This is a genomic window from Arsukibacterium sp. (genome assembly GCF_036735525.1).
Lineage (GTDB): Bacteria > Pseudomonadota > Gammaproteobacteria > Enterobacterales > Alteromonadaceae > Alishewanella.
On sequence record NZ_DAINOE010000060.1, the window covers coordinates 1 to 19,223 of the forward strand.

The 19,223-nt window shown below is 48.1% G+C and carries 17 protein-coding genes and 1 tRNA gene; 10 read left to right on the forward strand and 8 right to left on the reverse strand.

The window, feature by feature from the left end:
• From V7D78_RS11950 to V7D78_RS11965, 4 genes are all read left to right on the forward strand, one after another.
• The coding region (locus tag V7D78_RS11950; protein WP_333608686.1) for an HlyD family efflux transporter periplasmic adaptor subunit at positions 1-367 on the forward strand (367 nt) is incomplete at its 5' end.
• 105 nt (positions 368-472) lie between these two features.
• The gene (locus V7D78_RS11955) at positions 473-604 is read left to right on the forward strand and encodes a class IIb bacteriocin, lactobin A/cerein 7B family (RefSeq protein WP_333608687.1); all 132 of its coding nucleotides are present in this window, start codon (positions 473-475) and stop codon (positions 602-604) included.
• 13 nt (positions 605-617) lie between these two features.
• Positions 618-791: a hypothetical protein gene (locus V7D78_RS11960; protein WP_333608688.1), complete on the forward strand. Its 174-nt coding sequence runs from the start codon at positions 618-620 to the stop codon at positions 789-791.
• Positions 792-966: 175 nt separating this feature from the next.
• Positions 967-3,072: a peptidase domain-containing ABC transporter gene (locus V7D78_RS11965; protein WP_333608689.1), complete on the forward strand. Its 2,106-nt coding sequence runs from the start codon at positions 967-969 to the stop codon at positions 3,070-3,072.
• Positions 3,073-3,188: 116 nt separating this feature from the next.
• Here V7D78_RS11965 and V7D78_RS11970 read toward each other — a convergent pair whose 3' ends face one another.
• Positions 3,189-4,481: a Xaa-Pro dipeptidase gene (locus tag V7D78_RS11970; RefSeq protein ID WP_333608690.1), complete on the reverse strand. Its 1,293-nt coding sequence runs from the start codon at positions 4,479-4,481 to the stop codon at positions 3,189-3,191.
• Positions 4,482-4,484: 3 nt separating this feature from the next.
• Positions 4,485-4,772: a ubiquinone biosynthesis accessory factor UbiK gene (ubiK, locus tag V7D78_RS11975; protein WP_333608691.1), complete on the reverse strand. Its 288-nt coding sequence runs from the start codon at positions 4,770-4,772 to the stop codon at positions 4,485-4,487.
• 122 nt (positions 4,773-4,894) lie between these two features.
• Between ubiK and rep the strand changes: the two genes are divergently transcribed.
• A complete protein-coding gene (gene rep, locus V7D78_RS11980) occupies positions 4,895-6,907 on the forward strand; it encodes a DNA helicase Rep (protein ID WP_333608692.1) in 2,013 nt (670 codons plus the stop codon).
• A gap of 27 nt (positions 6,908-6,934) precedes the next feature.
• Here the strand turns inward: rep and V7D78_RS11985 are convergent, their stop codons facing one another.
• Both V7D78_RS11985 and V7D78_RS11990 read right to left on the reverse strand, forming a co-directional pair.
• A complete protein-coding gene (locus tag V7D78_RS11985; RefSeq protein WP_333608693.1) occupies positions 6,935-8,791 on the reverse strand; it encodes a sensor domain-containing diguanylate cyclase in 1,857 nt (618 codons plus the stop codon).
• Between the two features lie 225 nt (positions 8,792-9,016).
• Positions 9,017-9,415: a c-type cytochrome gene (locus V7D78_RS11990; protein ID WP_333608694.1), complete on the reverse strand. Its 399-nt coding sequence runs from the start codon at positions 9,413-9,415 to the stop codon at positions 9,017-9,019.
• Positions 9,416-10,003: 588 nt separating this feature from the next.
• Here V7D78_RS11990 and polA point away from each other — a divergent pair.
• The gene (polA, locus tag V7D78_RS11995) at positions 10,004-12,781 is read left to right on the forward strand and encodes a DNA polymerase I (protein WP_333608695.1); all 2,778 of its coding nucleotides are present in this window, start codon (positions 10,004-10,006) and stop codon (positions 12,779-12,781) included.
• A 511-nt stretch (positions 12,782-13,292) separates the two neighbouring features.
• Here polA and yihA read toward each other — a convergent pair.
• On the reverse strand, positions 13,293-13,916 hold the full coding sequence (gene yihA, locus V7D78_RS12000; protein WP_442886530.1) for a ribosome biogenesis GTP-binding protein YihA/YsxC: 624 nt from the start codon (positions 13,914-13,916) through the stop codon (positions 13,293-13,295).
• Between the two features lie 180 nt (positions 13,917-14,096).
• Between yihA and V7D78_RS12005 the strand changes: the two genes are divergently transcribed.
• From V7D78_RS12005 to V7D78_RS12020, 4 genes are all read left to right on the forward strand, one after another.
• A complete protein-coding gene (locus V7D78_RS12005) occupies positions 14,097-14,723 on the forward strand; it encodes a c-type cytochrome (RefSeq protein ID WP_333608697.1) in 627 nt (208 codons plus the stop codon).
• A gap of 580 nt (positions 14,724-15,303) precedes the next feature.
• The gene (locus V7D78_RS12010; protein WP_333608698.1) at positions 15,304-15,981 is read left to right on the forward strand and encodes a class I SAM-dependent methyltransferase; all 678 of its coding nucleotides are present in this window, start codon (positions 15,304-15,306) and stop codon (positions 15,979-15,981) included.
• Positions 15,982-16,011: 30 nt separating this feature from the next.
• Positions 16,012-16,593, forward strand: a complete 582-nt coding sequence (gene yihI / locus V7D78_RS12015; protein ID WP_333608699.1) for a Der GTPase-activating protein YihI — start codon at positions 16,012-16,014, stop codon at positions 16,591-16,593.
• Positions 16,590-17,111 carry a DUF2489 domain-containing protein gene (locus tag V7D78_RS12020; protein WP_333608700.1) on the forward strand — a complete coding sequence of 174 codons (522 nt, stop codon included), beginning with the start codon at positions 16,590-16,592 and terminating at the stop codon, positions 17,109-17,111. Before yihI ends, V7D78_RS12020 begins: the two co-directional genes overlap by 4 nt.
• Positions 17,112-17,114: 3 nt before the next feature.
• Here the strand turns inward: V7D78_RS12020 and V7D78_RS12025 are convergent, their stop codons facing one another.
• From V7D78_RS12025 to V7D78_RS12035, 3 genes are all read right to left on the reverse strand, one after another.
• Complete coding sequence (locus tag V7D78_RS12025; protein ID WP_333608701.1) at positions 17,115-18,398, reverse strand: metal-dependent hydrolase family protein; 1,284 nt, start codon at positions 18,396-18,398, stop codon at positions 17,115-17,117.
• 132 nt (positions 18,399-18,530) lie between these two features.
• Positions 18,531-19,061, reverse strand: coding sequence for a DUF1285 domain-containing protein (locus tag V7D78_RS12030; protein ID WP_333608702.1), 531 nt, complete (start codon positions 19,059-19,061; stop codon positions 18,531-18,533).
• 81 nt (positions 19,062-19,142) lie between these two features.
• A tRNA-His gene (locus V7D78_RS12035) sits at positions 19,143-19,218 on the reverse strand.
• Positions 19,219-19,223 lie beyond the last annotated feature (5 nt).

Sequence of the window (19,223 nt, forward strand, 5' to 3'; positions counted from 1 at the left end):
CAATCTGGTGGCTGAAACCGGCGCTAACGTGCGGGCCGAATTGCCGCTATTAACGATAATGCCCGATAACGCACAGCTACAAGCCATTTTACTGGTGCCCACCCGCGCTTATGGCTTTGTACAGCCAGGTCAGCGCACCCGTTTACGTTTTGATGCCTTTCCGTATCAGCGCTTTGGCTTATATGAAGGGGAAGTGATAAAAACGGCGCAGGCTTCCGGGAGAAGTCGATATGCCTGTCGCCGTACAGGAGCCAGTGTACCGAGTACAGGTCGCACTGGGCCAACAAGCCATCCGCGCTTATGGCACAACAGTCCCGCTGCAATCGGGCATGCTGTTAAGCGCAGATATCGTGCTGGAACAACGTAGCTTAATAAGCTGGTTGTTTGAGCCGATTTTAAGCCTGCAAGGGCGGTTATAGCGCTCGATAACGAGCAAACCTTTAAACTTAAAAACATCTCAAGGAGAGATAATATGCAAGAGTTAACATTTGAGCAAGTTGAAGAAGTAAATGGTGGTGTGGTGTGGTTCATTGCTGCAGTAGTTGTTATTGATGCTGCTTTAATCGGTGCAATGGTTGGTATGCAACAAGAAATGGCAAAATAATAAGGATTTTAAAATGATCGATTTAATTGAACAGGAAATTGAGACTGTGTCAGGTGGTATTGTGATAGCCATACCTTTTGCAGTCAAAGCAGCTGCTGGATTTATAGGCTCTACTTTTGCTGCTTATCAGGCAGGTAAAGTAATTGGTAGTGATATCATCCAGGGCATTAACAATAGTAACGAGTAGTAATATTTATCGAAAGAGGACTTTGGTCCTCTTTCTCAAAGGAGGCACTATGAAAACTACTGCTAGGAAAGTAATTGGGTTATATATTTTTATCGCTTTTTTATTTTTAACTTACGTACTAGGAAAGATAGTTGGCGCTGACATAATAAAATACATAAATTTGATGAATTAGTGCATGATCTACCAATCCGAAGCCGCTGAATGCGGCCTGGCCTGCATGGCGATGGTTGCCAATTACCATGGTCATCAGCTGGATTTAACCACCTTACGTAACCGTTATAGCGTGTCGCTAAAAGGCGCTAATCTGCAGCAGCTGATGCAGCTGGCGAATCAACTGGGCTTAACGCCGCGTGCCTTAAAGCTGGATTTAGACGACTTAAAAAACCTGCGTACGCCCTGCATTTTGCATTGGGAAATGAACCACTTTGTGGTGCTGAAAAAAGTGCATCGCAATGGTATTACCATTTTAGACCCCGCCAGAGGTGAGCGCCGGTTAAGTCTGGCGGAGGTTGATAAAGCCTTTACCGGCGTCGCGCTGGAGTTAACACCCACCAGTGAGTTTAAAAAGGTTGATGAGCGGGTAAAGCTCGGGCTTACCGCATTCTGGAGCAACATTCGCGGCGTAGTGCCGGCGCTGGTTAAGCTATTTGCCTTATCGTTAATTTTGCAAATATTTGCTCTTGCCTCACCTTATTACACCCAGTTAGTGGTGGATGAGGTATTGGTCAGCCATGATAAGCCGCTGTTGTTAGTACTGGCATTAGGTTTTGGCTTGCTAATGCTGATTCAAATGGTGGTGGGGGTGCTGCGCAGTTGGATAGCCTTACACCTTGGTACCATGATGAGTATGCAAATGGTAACCAACCTGTTCCGCCATTTGCTGCATTTGCCGGTGCCATTTTTCGAAAAGCGCCATATGGGCGATATTACCTCGCGTTTTGGCTCACTATCCGCCATTCAGTCGTTACTGACCACCAGTTTGGTTGAAGGGCTGTTAGACGGCATTATGGTGGTTATCGTCTTTGCCATGATGTATCTGTATAGCCCACAGCTTAGCTTGGTCGTGGTGGCCGTGGTATTGCTTTATGCACTGGCGCGCTGGGCGTTTTACTGGCCGATGCGCAAGCTCACCGAGGAAAGCATTATTACTTCGGCCAAAGAACAAAGTGTGTTTATGGAGTCGATACGTGGCATCCAAAGTTTAAAACTATTTGGTCAGGAAGTGCAGCGGCTTAACCTATGGCAAAACAGGCATACTGAAACCATTAATGTCGGTTTCCGGTTAGCCAAGTGGGGTATTAGTGCCGGGGTGGTTAATCAGTTGCTGTTTGGGATTGAGGGCATTTTAATCATTTATCTGGCGGCGCACTTAGTGATGGCTGGCGATATGACGGTGGGTATGATGTTCGCTTTTATGGCCTATAAAGGCCAGTTTACCGGCCGAATGAGTAGCTTAATTGGCCTGATAGTACAAATTAAAATGACTAAGCTGCATTTAGAGCGTTTGGCTGATATTGCGTTAACCGAGAAAGAAGATGAAGGCAATAGCGCAAATGGCAAAGAGCTGACAGGTGCGCTGGTTTTAGATAATGTGAGTTTTCGCTATGCCGATACGGATCCCCTGTTATTTGAAAACCTGAGCCTTAACGTTAAGGCGGGTGATAATATTGCCATTATTGGCCCATCCGGGACCGGCAAAACCAGTTTAATGAAAATTATGCTGGGTTTAATGCCAGCAACATCCGGTAAAGTTAAAGTTGACGGTATTGATGTCGGCCACTTTGGTTTGCGCAATTACCGCAGTCAAATTGCTGCAGTAATGCAGGACGACCAGTTAATGTCGGGCACCTTGGCAGAAAACATCAGCTTTTTTGATAGCCAAATGGATATGCAGCAGGTCATGGACTGTGCGCAGCTAGCTGGTATCCATACCGATATCGCGGCAATGCAAATGGGTTACAACAGCCTGGTCGGCGATATGGGCAGCTCATTATCAGGCGGCCAAAAGCAGCGTTTATTGCTGGCGCGGGCGCTGTATCGCAAACCGAAAATTCTATTTATGGACGAAGCCACCAGCCATTTAGATGTGCAACTGGAGCGCTATGTAAACCAGGCGATTAAACAGCTGAATATGACGCGCATTATCATTGCCCACCGGCCACAAACCATCGTTAATGCCGAGCGCATAATGCAGCTGCATAAAGGTCAGCTGCGGGATGTCACCAAGGCCTATAAAGCAAAATTTAGTTTACCGAAGCCAACGTCGGAACAAAGTGTTTGAACTGCACGATGGTTTGAAAAACGGAGCTTGGGGGCCGGCCTTGTATTTTGCATTCACAATCTATTTGTTAACAATTGCAAAATGCAAGGCCTGACCCCCTGCGGTTTTAGGGGGGGCTATAAGCCTTTAACGGGCTCACCGCCTTTAATCACCACCGGGATCTGCTGCAGTAAGCTAATTTGCTTAAGCGGGTCGCCTTTAACCGCGATGATGTCGGCAAATGCACCCGGCTCCAGTACCCCGACATTCAGCTGGCCCTGCTCATTGCGCCAATGCAGCAGTTCAGCGGCATGCAGGGTAGCGCTTTGAATAGCCTCTAGCGGTGTCATACCCCATTGCACCATGTACTGTAGCTGCCGGCCATTCAGGCCATGAGTATAGACACCGGCATCGGTACCATAGGCCAGTTTTACCCCGGCTTTTACCGCCTTACTAAAGTTTTGCCGTTGCAATTGCCCGACAGTGCGCTCTTTGGCCAGCGATTCCGCTAAAATGCCGGCGGCTTCGCCTTCCTGCAAAATATAGTCACTGACATAAATATCCATAACCAGATAAGTGCCTTGTTTTTTGGCCAGGGCCAGGGCTTCATCATCGATAAAACTGGCATGTTCAATAGAGTCGACACCGGCCTGCAGCGCCCGCTTAATGCCCTGTAAGCCATGAGCATGGGCCGCCACTTTAGCGCCGCGATCATGCGCTTCGGCTACCAAAGCCTGCATTTCTGCCAGGCTATACTGGCTGGCATTGACATCAGTATTGCGCGACAGCACGCCCCCTGTGGCAGTAAATTTAATAACATCGGCACCATATTTCATATTGCTGCGCACCTGGCTGCGTATTTCATCAGCGCCATTGGCTACGCCGGTCGCACGCGCCTGATAAGTATGCGGCAGTAGGTTATTGTCGCAATGGCCACCCGTCATACACAGGGTTGGGCCGGATACCCGCATGCGCGGCCCTGGCAGTTCACCGGCATTAATGGCCTCGCGCAGCTCGACATCAGCATAACCGGCGGCGCCCAGATTACGCACTGTAGTAAAGCCGGCATCTAAGGTGGCCGCTGCCGCTGTCACGCCAAATAACGCCTGACGGATTGGCGTTTGCTGGAGGCGCCGATAGCCATGTGCAGCCGGGTTTGCGGTTAAATGCACATGCATGTCAATTAAACCGGGCAGTAGCGTATAGCCGGATAAATCAATGCGTGGCAACTCTTGCTGCTCTGCGGTTAATTGATGCAGTGGTACTATACTGTGCACGTGCTGCTGCTCGACTAATACCGCCTGATTGGTAAGCAGTTTACCGCTACGCACATCCAGTAACTGGCCGCCAATAATCACAGCGTCAGGGTTGGCCTGTACCAGGGGCGCTAAGCATAACAAGCTTGCGGTTAGCGAGCGGGAAAACAGCATAATTTACTCCTGATCTGAACTGGGTAAAGGTTGTTGGTGCATATCCTGAGTTTTGCTGGCCAGCAGAGTCGCCAGTTGTTGTTCCAGTAACTCAACTTTCTCGCGGGTGCGCAGCAGCACCTGGCGTTGGACATCGAATTCTTCGCGACTGACAAAGTCCAGATCTGCCAGCTTTTGTTGCAGCACTTGTTTTACTTTGGCTTCGGCATCATCGGCAAATTGCCGCAGTTGCGGTGGCAGCGCATTGCCAATTTGTTTGGCGATGTCTTCAATTTTCTTCGGATCTAACATAGTGGGCTCCTGATACAGAAATAACAAGCTATAGGCCTATTCTACGGAGATAAATCCAGAACGCGAATGCTATTTACCGCTAATTTTGGTTACAATGCCTATCCTGATGCAAGGTATAGGTTATGCAGTTAAATTCGCAACAAAACGCCGCTGTGACATATATTTCTGGCCCCTGCCTGGTGTTGGCGGGCGCCGGTAGCGGTAAAACCCGCGTGATCATCAATAAAATTGCCTATTTAATTCAAGAGTGCCAGCTGCCAGCCAGGCATATTGCCGCCGTCACCTTTACCAACAAGGCGGCGCGAGAGATGCGCGAGCGTATTCAGGCGCAACTGCCAAAAACCGCGACCCGTGGCCTGACTATTTCTACTTTTCACACCCTTGGCCTGGATATTATCAAAAAAGAACACCGCCATCTGGGCTATAAAGCCAGTTTTACCTTGTTTGATGATCAAGACAGCATGGCGCTATTAAAAGAGCTGACGGCCAATGAGTTTCAGGGCGATAAAGACTTACTTAAAGCCCTGCAAAGCAAGATTTCCAGCTGGAAAAACGATTTAACCTTACCAGCCTTAGCCATGCAACAGGCCGCGGATGCGCAAAGCATTAACTTTGCCAACTATTACCAGCAGTACAGCGATCAGTTAAAAGCCTATAACGCGCTGGATTTTGATGATTTGATTTTACTGCCCACCTTATTATTTCAACACCATGCAGAGGTGCGGCAAAAATGGCAGCAAAAAATCCAGTATTTACTGGTCGATGAATATCAGGATACCAATACCAGCCAGTATGAACTGGTCAAAGCGCTGGTGGGTGAACGGCAGCGCTTTACTGTGGTAGGGGATGATGATCAGTCGATTTACTCCTGGCGGGGTGCCCGGCCACAAAATCTGGTGCTGCTAAAAACCGATTTTCCCAATTTAAATGTGATTAAGCTGGAGCAAAACTACCGCTCGGCTGAGCGCATTTTAAAAGCGGCGAATATCTTAATTGCCAATAATCCGCATGAATTCGAGAAAAAGCTGTTTAGCCAAAACAGTTATGGCGTGCCGCTGCGGGTGCTACCCTGTAAGCACGAAGAAGATGAAGCCGAAAAAGTCGTCGCCGAAATTATCTCGCACCGCTTTATTAACCGCACTGATTATCGCGATTATGCGCTCTTGTACCGCGGTAACCATCAGGCGCGGGTATTTGAAAAAGCGCTGATGACCAACCGTATTCCGTATAAAATTTCCGGCGGCACCTCATTTTTTGCCCGTAGTGAAATTAAAGATGTGATGGCCTACCTGCGATTATTAGTCAATCAGGATGATGATAATGCTTTGCTGCGTATTATCAATGTGCCACGGCGTGAGATAGGCGCTGCCACCTTGCAGCAGGTGGGTAATCTGGCCAATGCCAAGCATATCAGCTTGTTTGAGGCCTGTTGCGATCCGGAATTATGCATGCATTTATCTGCCCGCGCCCAGCAAGCGGTGCGGCAGTTTGCTGACTGGATGACTCAACTGGCGGACAATGCTAAACGTGCCGAGCCAGCTGAAGCCGTGCGCGATATGATTAGGCAAAGCCAGTACGAAGCCTGGTTGTTTGAAACCAGTAATAGCCCCAAAGCCGCCGAAATGGCCTTAAAAAACGTCAACGAGCTGTATCGTTGGGTCAGCACTATGCTCGAAGGTGACGCAGAGCATGACGCCATGAGCCTGCCCGATGTGGTCACCCGGCTTACTCTGCGCGATATGCTCGAGCGGCAACAGCAAGAAGATGATGCTGATCAGGTGCAGCTGCTGACTCTGCATGCGTCAAAAGGGCTGGAGTTTCCGTTTGTGTTTATGGTGGGGATGGAGGAAGGCTTGTTACCACATCAAAGCAGCATAGACGAAGACAATGTTGAAGAAGAGCGTCGTTTGGCCTATGTTGGCATCACCCGTGCCCAGCGTGAGCTGGTGTTCACCTATGCCAAAGAGCGACGGCAATACGGTGAAGTGCACCGGCCCGAGCCCAGCCGCTTTTTACATGAATTACCACAGGATGATTTAGAGTGGCAGCAAAACAGTGCGCCAAAAACCGAGCAGCAACGACAACAAACTGGTCAGGCTAATATTGAACGTTTAAGGGCCTTACTGAAAAAATAGCGGGATAGCCAGCAGCTACAGTAAGATTTATTCGCCAGCCAGCGCTTTAAGCATTTGATCGCGCATTGAATGCTGAAATATCACATAGCGGCCACGCCCCAGCGCTTTGGCATGGTACATAGCCGCATCGGCATCACGCAGTAGCGCATCGGCTTGCTGATATTCAGGTTGCAATGGGGCAATACCGATGCTGACACCCGACTGTACTCTATGGCTTTCCAGTAAATAAGGTTGGCGAATTTTATCAATTATGCGCTGGGCAATGTCTTCGGCATCACTGAGCTGATGCAAGTTTTGCAGTAACACCACAAACTCATCACCGCCAAGCCTTGCTGCTACATCATGATCGCGCACCGCGCTGAGCAAGCGCTTGCTGGTTTCCACTAAAAAAGCATCGCCAATGTGGTGGCCCAGGCTGTCATTGATAAGTTTAAAGCGGTCTAAATCTAAAAACAGCAGTGCCATACTTACGTTATTCTGACGGCGGCTTAACGCGAACTGTTGTTTTAGATGCTGTAAAAACATCTGGCGATTAGCCAGCCCGGTTAAGGCGTCGTGATTAGCTTCAAAAAACAGTTTTTGTTCGGCTTTTTTCCGCTCTTCTACCTGCAACCGTAAAAATAAGTTGGTTTGCCTGAGCTCGCGGGTGCTCTCAAATACCTTACGCTCCAATTCTTCCTGATGTTGCTTTTGCTTTTCTGCGGTTAATTTGCGCTGTACGGCTACGGCAATATGCTGCGAGACAAAGCGCAGCAACGACAGCTCAGATTCCGAGTATTGGTAATCCTGATCATAAGCTTGCAGCGCTATCACTCCTATCACTTTACGATCCAGCAATAAGGGAGCGCCTAGCCAGCTGGTTGAATAACGGGCAGGCTTGGATGGATCGGCCATGCCGCGACGGATCTCGCCTGCCCCAACCAGACGGCTGGCTTCATCGCTGTTAATTAACCGTGCTTCACCGCATCGGATCACATACTCAGTAAAACCGCAGTTAAGCGGTCGCTCAGTCGCCGGTGGTGAGTATTGATCCAGATAAAACGGAAAGGTCAGTTTTTTCTGTTCGGCATCCAGTAAAGCAATATAACAGTTGTCAGCGGGCATTAAGCCTGACAATACCTGATGCACCGCCAGATAAAAACTGTACATATCGCGACTGCAGGCGGTGAGTTCAGAAATTTCATACAAAGCAGCCTGCAGTTTTTCCGCGTTGGTGCGTTCCTGAATTTCTTTTTGTAATGAGCTATTGATGGTACGTAACTGCTGGGTGCGTTCCCGTACGGTGATTTCAAGCAGTTCACGACTTTTTACCCGATCCAGTGCGGTAACAGTGTGGGTACCGATACTGCAGAATAACGCCAGATCGTCAGCATTATAGCGATAATCAGTATCGTATGATTGTATGGCCATAATGCCAATGGTGTGTTTATCACGAGACAGTGGAATGCCCATCCAGTGCGCGCAGGGCGAGCCTTGCGCTTCAATGGCGCCGGAATTGACCAGTTGCTCAAACTGCTGCATATCACATAGCAAAGGTTCGCCGGTTTTAGCCACATAACCGGTGAGGCCTCGCGAAAAGGCGCTGGAGGGCACCTGTTTAATCAGTTGTTGATCTTTTTCATCCGAAAAATATTGCAGGCTGTATTGCTGCTCTGCGGCATCATAAAATACCACGTAAAAATTCTCGGCTTTAAGCAGGTCTGACACCATGTTATGTATTGCTGGGTAGAACTCGCGCATATCACTGATGGTACTGGCTAACTCAGATAAGCGCAGCAAGGCACCTTGCGTGGTGTAAGCCTGCCGGTATCGTCCAACCAGAGTTGTCAGGCGCCGGCATTTTGCCAGCGTCAGCTGTAATTGTTGGGCAAGCTGCTTAGTCACGTGCAGTTAATTCCTTTTATCAACTTAACAGGTCGGACGGGTTTAGCATTTCCTATTATGCATAAAGTTTAACCACATGGAAGTCTGTTTGCATTAATCATCGGACTTCAGGCAAAAACTGCCTGTTAATAGCCAATTAGCTGATTTTTTTTGCAACAAAAAACCGCATTAACTAATGCGGTTTTTACAAGGAGCAAAGTACATTTTGCCGCGATAAAAACGTTATTAAGCGCCGTCAGTCATAAAGCGAATGGCCGCAGCGATTTCGTCTTCTGAGCAGCTGGCACAGGTACCCATGGCAGGCATATTATTAAAGCCATCAATTGAGTGTTTCAACATCACATCAAAACCCTGAGCTATACGCGGTTCCCAGGCTGCTGCATCGCCTGGTTTGGGTGCGTCTAAGGCCCCGGTACCATGACAGGCAAAACACGCTGCCTGATACACTTGCTGGCCGCTGCGAGGACCACTGGCTGTGGTGGCAGCAGCTGGTGCTGCTCCAGCTACATAGACCTGTCCCACTGGTGCAATACGTTTTGCAATAGCTTCTCTTTCTGCATCTGTGCTGGCATTTACCGCCAAAGTGCTTAGCAACAACATTAAGCCAACTGTGAATTTTTTCATGTGTTTGTTCCTATAAAAGAAATCTTTGACATACTTCCGGCATTATAGCCTGCAACTGTTGCTCAGTGGAAGAGCAGGCTGAAAACTGCAGTAAAAAGCAGCAAGGTAAAATGTGGTGATGTTGTGCCAGCACCATGCTGCTTTTCATCATCGCTTGTCGTGCAGGCCTTGCCAGTATTGCTATATGCTTTATCAGTCTTTTGAATGCTTTTTTTAAAGCAAAATTATTTAAAATTAGGACTAGGCAAGGCGCTTGATTGTGGTAGTCTAGTTCCCCGGTTGTGATTACTGCAGGCTGCCGCCAGTGGTAAATACCAAACGATAAAAAAGTTTTTCCACATAATGGATTAATAATAATAATTACAAGGGTTCTGTTCTATCCCCTCGTTTTTTTAAGTCAAATTAAGTAGTTAGCAGTAATTCTTTAACATGCCCTACATCAGGAGCGTGGCAATTTTCTATGGTTTTGCACAAAGTTATCCACAGCTTATGCCAGAGGATACCGGCTGCCGAACCCCTGCTGCTTTGCTGGCTGTAACCCCTTGGCTGTGGCATGCTATAACAAACAGAAATCGGATCGCTGACACTATGACTTATATTCCCACCAACCCGCTGATTTTGGTAGACGGCTCCTCTTATTTATTCCGCGCATATCATTCGCCACCGCATTTAACCAATTCTAAAGGTGAAGCTACCGGTGCCATCTATGGCGTAGTGAATATGCTTAAAAGCTTGCTGAAACAGTATAAGCCGAGCCAGATGGCGGTGGTGTTTGATGCGAAAGGGCCAACCTTTCGGAATGAGATGTACAGTGAATATAAAGCGCACCGTCCGCCAATGCCTGATGATTTGCGCAGCCAGATTGAGCCGCTGCACCAGATCATCCGTGCCATGGGGTTACCCTTATTGTGTATTAGTGGTGTAGAAGCGGACGATGTTATTGGTACTTTGTCACGCCAGGCCAGTCTGGCCGGTCGCCACACGCTAATCTCGACCGGTGATAAAGATATGGCGCAGCTGGTTGATCAACATGTGACGCTGATTAATACCATGACCAATACCCTGCTGGATCCTGAAGGGGTTAATGCTAAATTCGGTGTACCACCAGAGTTGATTATTGATTATCTGGCACTGATGGGTGACAAAGTCGATAACATTCCGGGATTACCGGGGGTGGGTGAAAAAACCGCAGCGGCTTTATTACAAGGGTTGGGCAGTATAGCGAGCATATATCAGCAGCTGGATAAAGTCGCCAGTCTGACGTTTCGTGGCGCTAAGACCATGGCAGATAAGCTGACAGAGTACCAGCAACAGCTGCAACTGTCATACCAGCTGGCGACTATTAAAACCGATGTTGAATTACCCTGCAAACTGGTAGATCTGACCATACAGCCGGCCAATCAGGCGCAACTGGCTGAACTGTTCCGGCAATGTGAGTTCCGCCGTTGGCTGGCCGAGGTGCTCAGCAACAGCGATGCCGCCGAGCCTGCTGCAGCTGAGCCAGAGCAGGCTACTGACGATGTGCAACCTCAACTGCTACCCGTAGCACTGGATCGCAGCCAGTACCAGACTATTTTACAACACAGTGATTTTAACCAACTGCTGGCGCTACTGGATAAAGCAGAACTGGTGGCTGTTGATACCGAAACCACCAGTTTAGATTATATGCAGGCAGAGCTGGTGGGGATGTCTTTTGCCGTAGCGCCAGGCCAGGCCTGGTACCTGCCACTGGCGCACGATTATGTTGGCGCGCCTGAGCAGTTAGATCGGCTGCAGGTGTTAGCGGCATTAAAAGGCTGGCTGGAAAACCCTGCCAAGACCAAGGTCGGTCAAAATTTAAAATACGACAAAAGTGTGCTGGCACGTTATGACATTAACCTGCAGGGCATTGCCTTTGACACCATGCTTGAGTCCTATGTGCTGAATTCGGTTGCCAGCCGGCATGATATGGATAGTTTGGCATTAAAGTATCTGGGACATAAAGCTATAAGTTTTGAAGAGATTGCCGGTAAAGGCGCTAAACAGCTGACTTTTAACCAGATAGCGCTGGAGCAGGCAGCCACTTATGCAGCAGAAGATGCTGACATTACGCTACAGTTGCACCAGACCTTGTGGCCACAAATTAAGCAGCACGATGCATTAGCTAAGGTACTGACAGACATCGAAATACCCCTGCTGAGTGTGTTATCCAGTATAGAGCGAACCGGCGTCTTGATAGATAGCAAGGTCTTAGCCGCGCAAAGTATTGAGTTAGCGCAGCGCATTGCTGAGCTTGAGCAGTTAGCTTATCAGCAGGCGGGTCAACCTTTTAATCTGGCGTCACCCAAGCAGCTACAGCAGATTTTATTTGAACAAATGAAACTGCCGGTATTGAAAAAAACGCCGGGTGGCACGCCCTCTACCGCGGAAGAGGTGTTAGCCGAATTGGCGTTAGACTATGAGTTTCCAAAACTGATCACTGAGCATCGGGGGTTAAGCAAACTGAAATCGACCTATACCGACAAACTGCCTAAAATGGTCAACCCTGAGTCGGGGCGGGTGCATACCTCTTACCACCAGGCGGTGGCTGCCACCGGGCGTTTAAGCTCAACGGATCCCAACCTGCAAAATATCCCCATACGTACTGCCGAGGGTAGGCGTATTCGCCAGGCATTTATTGCTCCGGCCGGTTGTAAAATACTGGCCATCGATTACTCGCAAATTGAGCTGAGGATCATGGCACATCTGTCTCAGGATCCGGCGCTGTTGGCAGCGTTTGCTGCAGGGCGTGATGTGCATAGCGCCACCGCTGCTGAGGTGTTTGCCGTAGCCTTAGCTGAGGTAACGCCAGAGCAGCGGCGCCGTGCCAAAGCCGTCAATTTTGGCTTGATTTATGGTATGTCAGCTTTTGGCCTGGCGAAACAACTGGGGATAAGCCGCCAGGATGCGCAACATTATGTCGACCTTTACTTTGAGCGTTTCCCGGGCGTACTGCAGTACATGGAGCGGACCAGAGCACAAGCGCATGAACATGGCTATGTCGAGACCATCTTTGGGCGCCGTTTATATTTGCCAGAAATTAATGCCAGTAATATGGCGCGCAAAAAAGGCGCTGAGCGCGCTGCCATTAATGCGCCGATGCAGGGCACGGCTGCCGATATAATTAAAAAGGCTATGCTGGATGTGCAGCAATGGATTACAGAGCATGGCGCTTCCAAAGTACGCATGATCATGCAGGTGCACGATGAATTGGTGTTTGAAGTCGACACGGCTGCGGAGCCGCAGATCACGCCTGAGTTAGTCAGTTTAATGGCGAATGCGGTGAAGCTGGATGTGCCGCTACTGGCTGAAGCGGGTCTAGGTGATAATTGGGATCAGGCGCACTAAGGTGGGGATGACGTTTCATTGGTCAGATTGGTAATTTTATTACATAAAATGTGCGGCCCAGCCAAATAATCGCATTTTTTGTAGTTTTATTACCAAAAAGACTTGCAATCGAACAAAATTTAGCTAAAATTTGAGCTGTAGGGTACAGAGGTAAGATATTCTATCTTTCAGCCACCAGACAGTTCAGCCTGTTGCAGCGTTTCTGCAGCCAAGCTTGACTAACCGGAATCACGAAAGAAGGCTCATTTAGCCGCCCCGCTGCTTGCAGCGGGGCGTTTTTTTTATTTTTTAAGCAGTCATAAAGCATCGATTATCTGTAGTAAAGATAAAAAGTGAAATAAAACTAGATTTTTTAGAGTAAAAACTTTAATTTCGCCAATGGCATTGCTATAATGCCGGCGTCTTAAGCGTAAGACACCCTGTTGATTTGAATTATATAGCTTCTCCCCGATTGCTATAACCGACCCTGACTCAGGGTCGGTTTTTTTTGGGCTGAGTTCAGGCCAGATTGTTAACCGGCGCTTGGCGTATCGGCACTAAACCACTCATCCAACACTTGCTCAAATTCAGGTAAGCCCATTTTGCTCAGCGAGCTGAACAACTGCACTCTGACATCACCCATAAAGGCCAGACTGGCCTCGCGCACTTCGAGCAAGGTTTTTTTGCGGGCGCCCGAGGCAAGTTTGTCGGCTTTGGTTAATAAAATCAGTACCGGCAACTGACTTTTTACTGCCCAGTGCACCAATTGTTGATCTAAATCTTTTAATGGGTGGCGAATATCCATCAATACCACCAGGCCTTGTAAACTTTGCCGTTTTTCAAGATACTCAGACAGCGATTTTTGCCATTTCTCTTTTACCGCCAGCGGCACCTTGGCAAAGCCATAGCCGGGTAAATCGATGAGCCTGCGCCCTTCGGTCAGGTTAAAGGTATTAATCAGCTGGGTACGACCCGGAGTTTTACTGGTACGTGCCAGACTGTTTTGCCGGGTCAGCGTATTTAAGGCACTGGATTTACCGGCGTTTGAACGTCCGGCAAAGGCCACTTCTATCCCGTGATCGGCTGGTAACGCCTTGATATCGGGGGCACTGGTAAGAAAACTGACATTTTGATAGTTAAATTTTGATTGTGACACAGCCTGCTCCGGCGGTTGCTTTAGCGACATTGTAACGGATCTGGCGGATCGGCAGAAGCTTTTGCCGCGTAGATGGGATTTTACTTTGGTCAGTTTCGTGTAAAATAGCCACAAACACCTTAAATTAACTTAACTTGCCAGATTGTTTGGCGCTGTAATGCGGACAGAGACGGATATAACATGAAAAAACTCTTACTTCCACTGACGCTGTTATTCGGTTTTATCGGGACAGCTAATGCTTTCGACGGTGATGCTGAGGCTGGCAAAGCCAAATCAGTAACTTGCGCGGCTTGTCACGGACCTGATGGTAACAGCCCGCTGGATATTTATCCGAAAATTGCTGGCCAGCATGCCGAATATTTATATAAACAACTGCAGGATTATAAGTTGGGTATGACCACGGCTGGTGCTCAGGGCCGCGCCAATGCCATTATGTATGGCATGGTGGCAACCTTGTCAGATCAGGATATGAAAGATTTATCTGCTTTTTTTGCCTCGCAACGTATGAAGCCAGGCAGCACGCCTGAAAACGTCATTGAGCGTGGCGAGCAACTGTATCGTGGCGGCGATGCTGAGCGCGGTATTGCCGCTTGTATTGCTTGCCACGGTCCACGTGGTGTTGGTACCAGTCTGGCAGGTTTTCCAAAAATTTCTTTCCAGAATGCAGAGTATCTGCGCATTACGTTAAAAGAGTTTCGCAGTGGAGCACGCGCTAATGACATGAATGGCATGATGCGTGATATTGCGAAAAAATTATCTGATGAAGATATTGAAGTGTTAGCGCAATATTTGGGTGGCTTGCACTAACCTCCAGCTGATTTCATCGGGAAATAAGCAAAAAAGCCGGTATAGCAACCGGCTTTTTTGTTATACAAACAGCAAAAATGATTGAAACATGACTAAGATTGCTATTTCAGTGAATTTTTTTGAACTTTTTATCATTGATGTTATGTTAATTAACAGCCTGAAAATTAATAACTTTTCATAAATACCGCTAATTTATGCGCTTTTTTTTCAGCAATTGCTTGTCATTTTGGTAAATCGGAGTAAATTAATGGCAGTTACTTTTAGTAACACTTAACAAAAAGGACGAGCGTCAACGCGGCAAGGAAGTGTCAGTGCCTGTTGTAACAGACGGTACCTTTAAGTGCATCGGGAAGATGCCCGGCGAAAGCCAAGCACATGGATGACTACAAAAGTATCAGGAAGATCGCGAATAAGAAAATCTTTAGCATGGAAGCAAACTAATAATATACGGAAACTTAAAAACAGGGTGTTGATAACGCGTTAGGATGACTTAGCGGAATTGAGAGAAGTGTCCACCTAGACACAAGTATACACAGGGCGATAAGATTTTCTTATCGCCCTTTTGTTTTCAGGCTTCGCTATGTCTATTTTTACCAAGCTGCAACCTGTTGCACCAAACCACCTTTGTCCACTGTGCGATGCTACTGCTATTCACTGGTTTTCAGAGGATGCACGCCGGGTCTATTATCAGTGCCAGCAATGTCAGCTGGTGTTTGCCGATCGTCTTAGCCTGTTAAGCCCCGATGCTGAATTAGCTCAGTACCAATTGCATAATAACGATATAGCAGACAGCGGATACCGTGCTTTTTTGTCGCGTTTGGCCACGCCTTTGTTGCAACATTTACCGGGCACAGGCTTACAGGGATTAGATTTTGGTTGTGGGCCCGGGCCCTTACTGGCACAGATACTGACAGAAGCCGGCCACAAGATGCACATATGGGATCCATTTTTTGCTAATCAGCCGGCAGTATTGCAGCAGCAATACGACTTTATTTGTTGTACTGAGGCTATAGAGCATTTTATTTCCCCTTCAGTGGAGTGGCAATTGTGGCAGCAACTGCTAAAACCACAGGCGATATTGGCCATTATGACCAAACGCTACACTGATGCGATAGCCTTCGCTGGCTGGCATTACAAAAACGATCCGACTCATGTCAGTTTTTTTGCTGAGTATACCTTTGCCTGGTTAGCGCAACGCGATGGTTTAATTGTGCGCTATATGGCGAATGATGTGGTGCTTTTGCAGAAAGCTGGTTAAAATATGCGCCCCTTTTTATAGGTATCAAACATGACGCGTCAAAAAAAATCCCGTGGTAGTGCTGTTAATGGTCAGCGCCATCTGCCGGCCAGTGAAATTCGTAAAACTCGTGAGCACAAAGAAGAATCCAAGAAAAAAGGGGCTGGCTTAAAATCGGGTAACCGCAATAGTTTGCAACAGCAACCAACAGCTAATCATGATGGTGGCAACAGCAAAAAAGATCCGCGTATAGGCAGTACTAAGCCTATTCCTTTGCTGCCTGAAACTGTGGCCGAGACGTCAATGCCGGCAGTTAACTTTGCCCCGAAAGCCAGTTTACAAAAGGTAAAAGCTGAGACTATCAGCCCGGAGCAAGAGCTGGCAGACATTGAGCAGGATCCACGTTTGCAGCAGTTGTTAGAGCGGGTAGAACAGGATGAAGTGCTAACAGGTAAAGACGCTAAATATTTTAATGCTAAAACCGCCCGCATGGAGCAGCTCATGGCTGAACTGGGCTTACTTACTGAAGATGAGTCGGCTGAAGATGAACCCACTGAAACGCTGGATCCACTAGCCGCTTTTGAGCGTACTGACTGGCGTAAAGACATTCTAGGTGATGAGGATTCTCAGTGACGGTATTCTGGTGGTGTTTGTTAGCGGTTGGCGTATGCATTGTTGCGGGACTGGCGTTTTATGCTGGCCGTCTATTGTGGCAATTGCAGCTACAGCGCCAACAACAACAGCAGCAACAACAGAAACAACAACTGCAGCAGCAGGAAAAACGTGACTATTTGCAGCAAAGCATCCTGTTGATTAGTAAAGCGATGCAGCAAGATCAATGTGAGTTATCTGAAGGTGCTCTGCGGTTATGGGTATTACTGGATCACTGGCCTGATGCCAATAAACCGGATGCTGAAGCCAGCTATCCAGGGTTATTTAAGATGTATCAGGTGGTAAAAGACATGCCTACTCACAAGGCTCGTAAAGCGCAGGACAAGAAGTTGACGCGACAGCAAGATAAATTAAGACTGCAAGCTGAGCTGGATTATAAAGTATTAATTATTGAAGATGTGACTAAGCTAATTGTCCGCTTTAGTGACCCAGCGGACAATTCAACAGCTACAGATCCAGCTGTTAAAACAATTCATTAAGACTTATTGTTTGTAAATTCGCCCTGCTTTCATTACAAAATTAACCTTGCCCATCAAGCTTATATCTGTAAGCGGGTCGCCGGGTACTGCAATAATATCGGCGATTTTACCCTGACGAATACTGCCCAGTTCTGCTTCAACACCCAGTAACCGTGCCCCCTCAATGGTCGCTGAGTGAATAGCGGCCAGTGGCGGCATGCCGGCCTCGGTCATAAATACAAATTCTTGCCAGTTATCGCCATGAGCAAATACCCCTGCATCGGTGCCAAAGGCGATTTTGACGCCGGCTTTATAGGCGTTGGCAAAGGTTTGCTGAATTAATGGCCCTATTGCTGCAGCTTTAGGCCTGACCAGTGCTGGGAAAAAGCCGTCGATGTCGGCCTTTTGTTGCACCCACTTACCGGCACTAATGGTGGGTACATAGTAGGTACCATATTGCTTCATTAACGCCATGGTGGTTTTATCCATGTAGGTGCCATGCTCAATCGAATTGACCCCGGCACGAATCGCCCGCTCCATGCCCTCTTTACCATGTGCGTGCACGGCAACTGTCATACCATAGTCTTTAGCGGTACTAACAATTGCCTCCAGCTCTTGTTCGGTAAATTGTGGGTTTTGGCCACTTTTGGCCACACTGAGCACACCACCTGTCGCGGTCACTTTAATCAGATCTGCCCCTTCCTTGTAGCGCTGACGTACCGCTTTGCGAGCTTCGTCCGCACCATTTATCACGCCATCTTTAGGACCAGGATCGCCTATCAGCGCAAACGCCAGACCATTGGTCGGGTCGGCATGGCCGCCAGTGGTGGCGATAGACTTGCCTGCAGCATAAATACGCGGGCCTTTAACATAGCCGTCATTTATCGCTTTGCGCAGCGCGACACTGATATGGTGACCGTCACCTAATTCTCTAACGGTAGTAAAGCCCGCCATGAGGGTCCGCTCGGCAAACACGGCGCCACGCAGTGCAAAATCTGCTTCGTTCATACGCTGTGCTTCAGTGTACACCGTTGGACTGAATTGGGTATAAAAGTGGGTGTGCATGTCCATCAGGCCAGGCATAACCGTATGCTGGCGCAAATCTATCACCGTGTCCCCGGCGGTAGCTTGCTGATAACCTGCTGTTACCCCCACAATTTTGTCATGTTCAATGACGATGGTGTATTGACGGAGCGGCTGTTTATGCTCAGCGGTGATTAAGGTACCTGCATGTATAAGTGTAGCGGCCAGTATGCTGTTACTACAAAGCAACAGGCTACAGGCTGCAGCAATAGGAGTGATCTTCATAGTTATCTGCCTGATAGTTCGACCAGAATGTCATGCAGTCTGCGCCTTGTCCCACAGATTAAGCAAGATGATTGCGGTATAGCTGGTTTTTTTTCCGACCAATTGTAGGAGCAGATCTGGTGCTTCATTTGCTTAGTAGATGCCGAGGGTATAAACATAACCGGCACTTTTTAGCTGCAAATGCTGCTGGCCGTTGCAATACACACTTGTTGCTTGCTCTATCAACTGATAGTACAGATTGCGATGTATGTTGGCACTGAGGCCGCGCCATAAATACAGATAGGGTAAGTTTGTCTCAGGGTTTAGCCGCATTGGAAAGCGCGGGCTAAGTAAAATGTCATCGTCAATGTTAGTGCTAAACTGCAATACCGGGCCTTGCGGGCTATCCAGCCACTGGCTGGTAAGAAGCATAAAGGGCGCATCCTCAACCGTGATGCGGATTTTCTCTGCCGGGGTTTGCAGGTAATATTGCTGCTGCTGGCAGGTTAGCACAGACGCAAAGAGTTTAATCAGCGGCTGGCGTTTAATCTCGCTGCCCTGATAAAACCAGCGGCCATCCGCCGCTATATGGAGCGGTAGCTCACCACAAAACGCGGGTTGCCATTGATTAACCGGTGCTAAAGCCGGGCCTTGAAGTCGTTGTTGTAGTTGAAGCAAATCCATAGCGAAATGCCATTAGTCTATTGCAATGAGGAAAAGGTTTAAGCATAGCGGAAAAATGACAGGGTGATAACCACAAAAAAGTGGGGTGACTGATGGGGCTCGAACCCACGACAACCGGAATCACAATCCGGGGCTCTACCAACTGAGCTACAATCACCACTT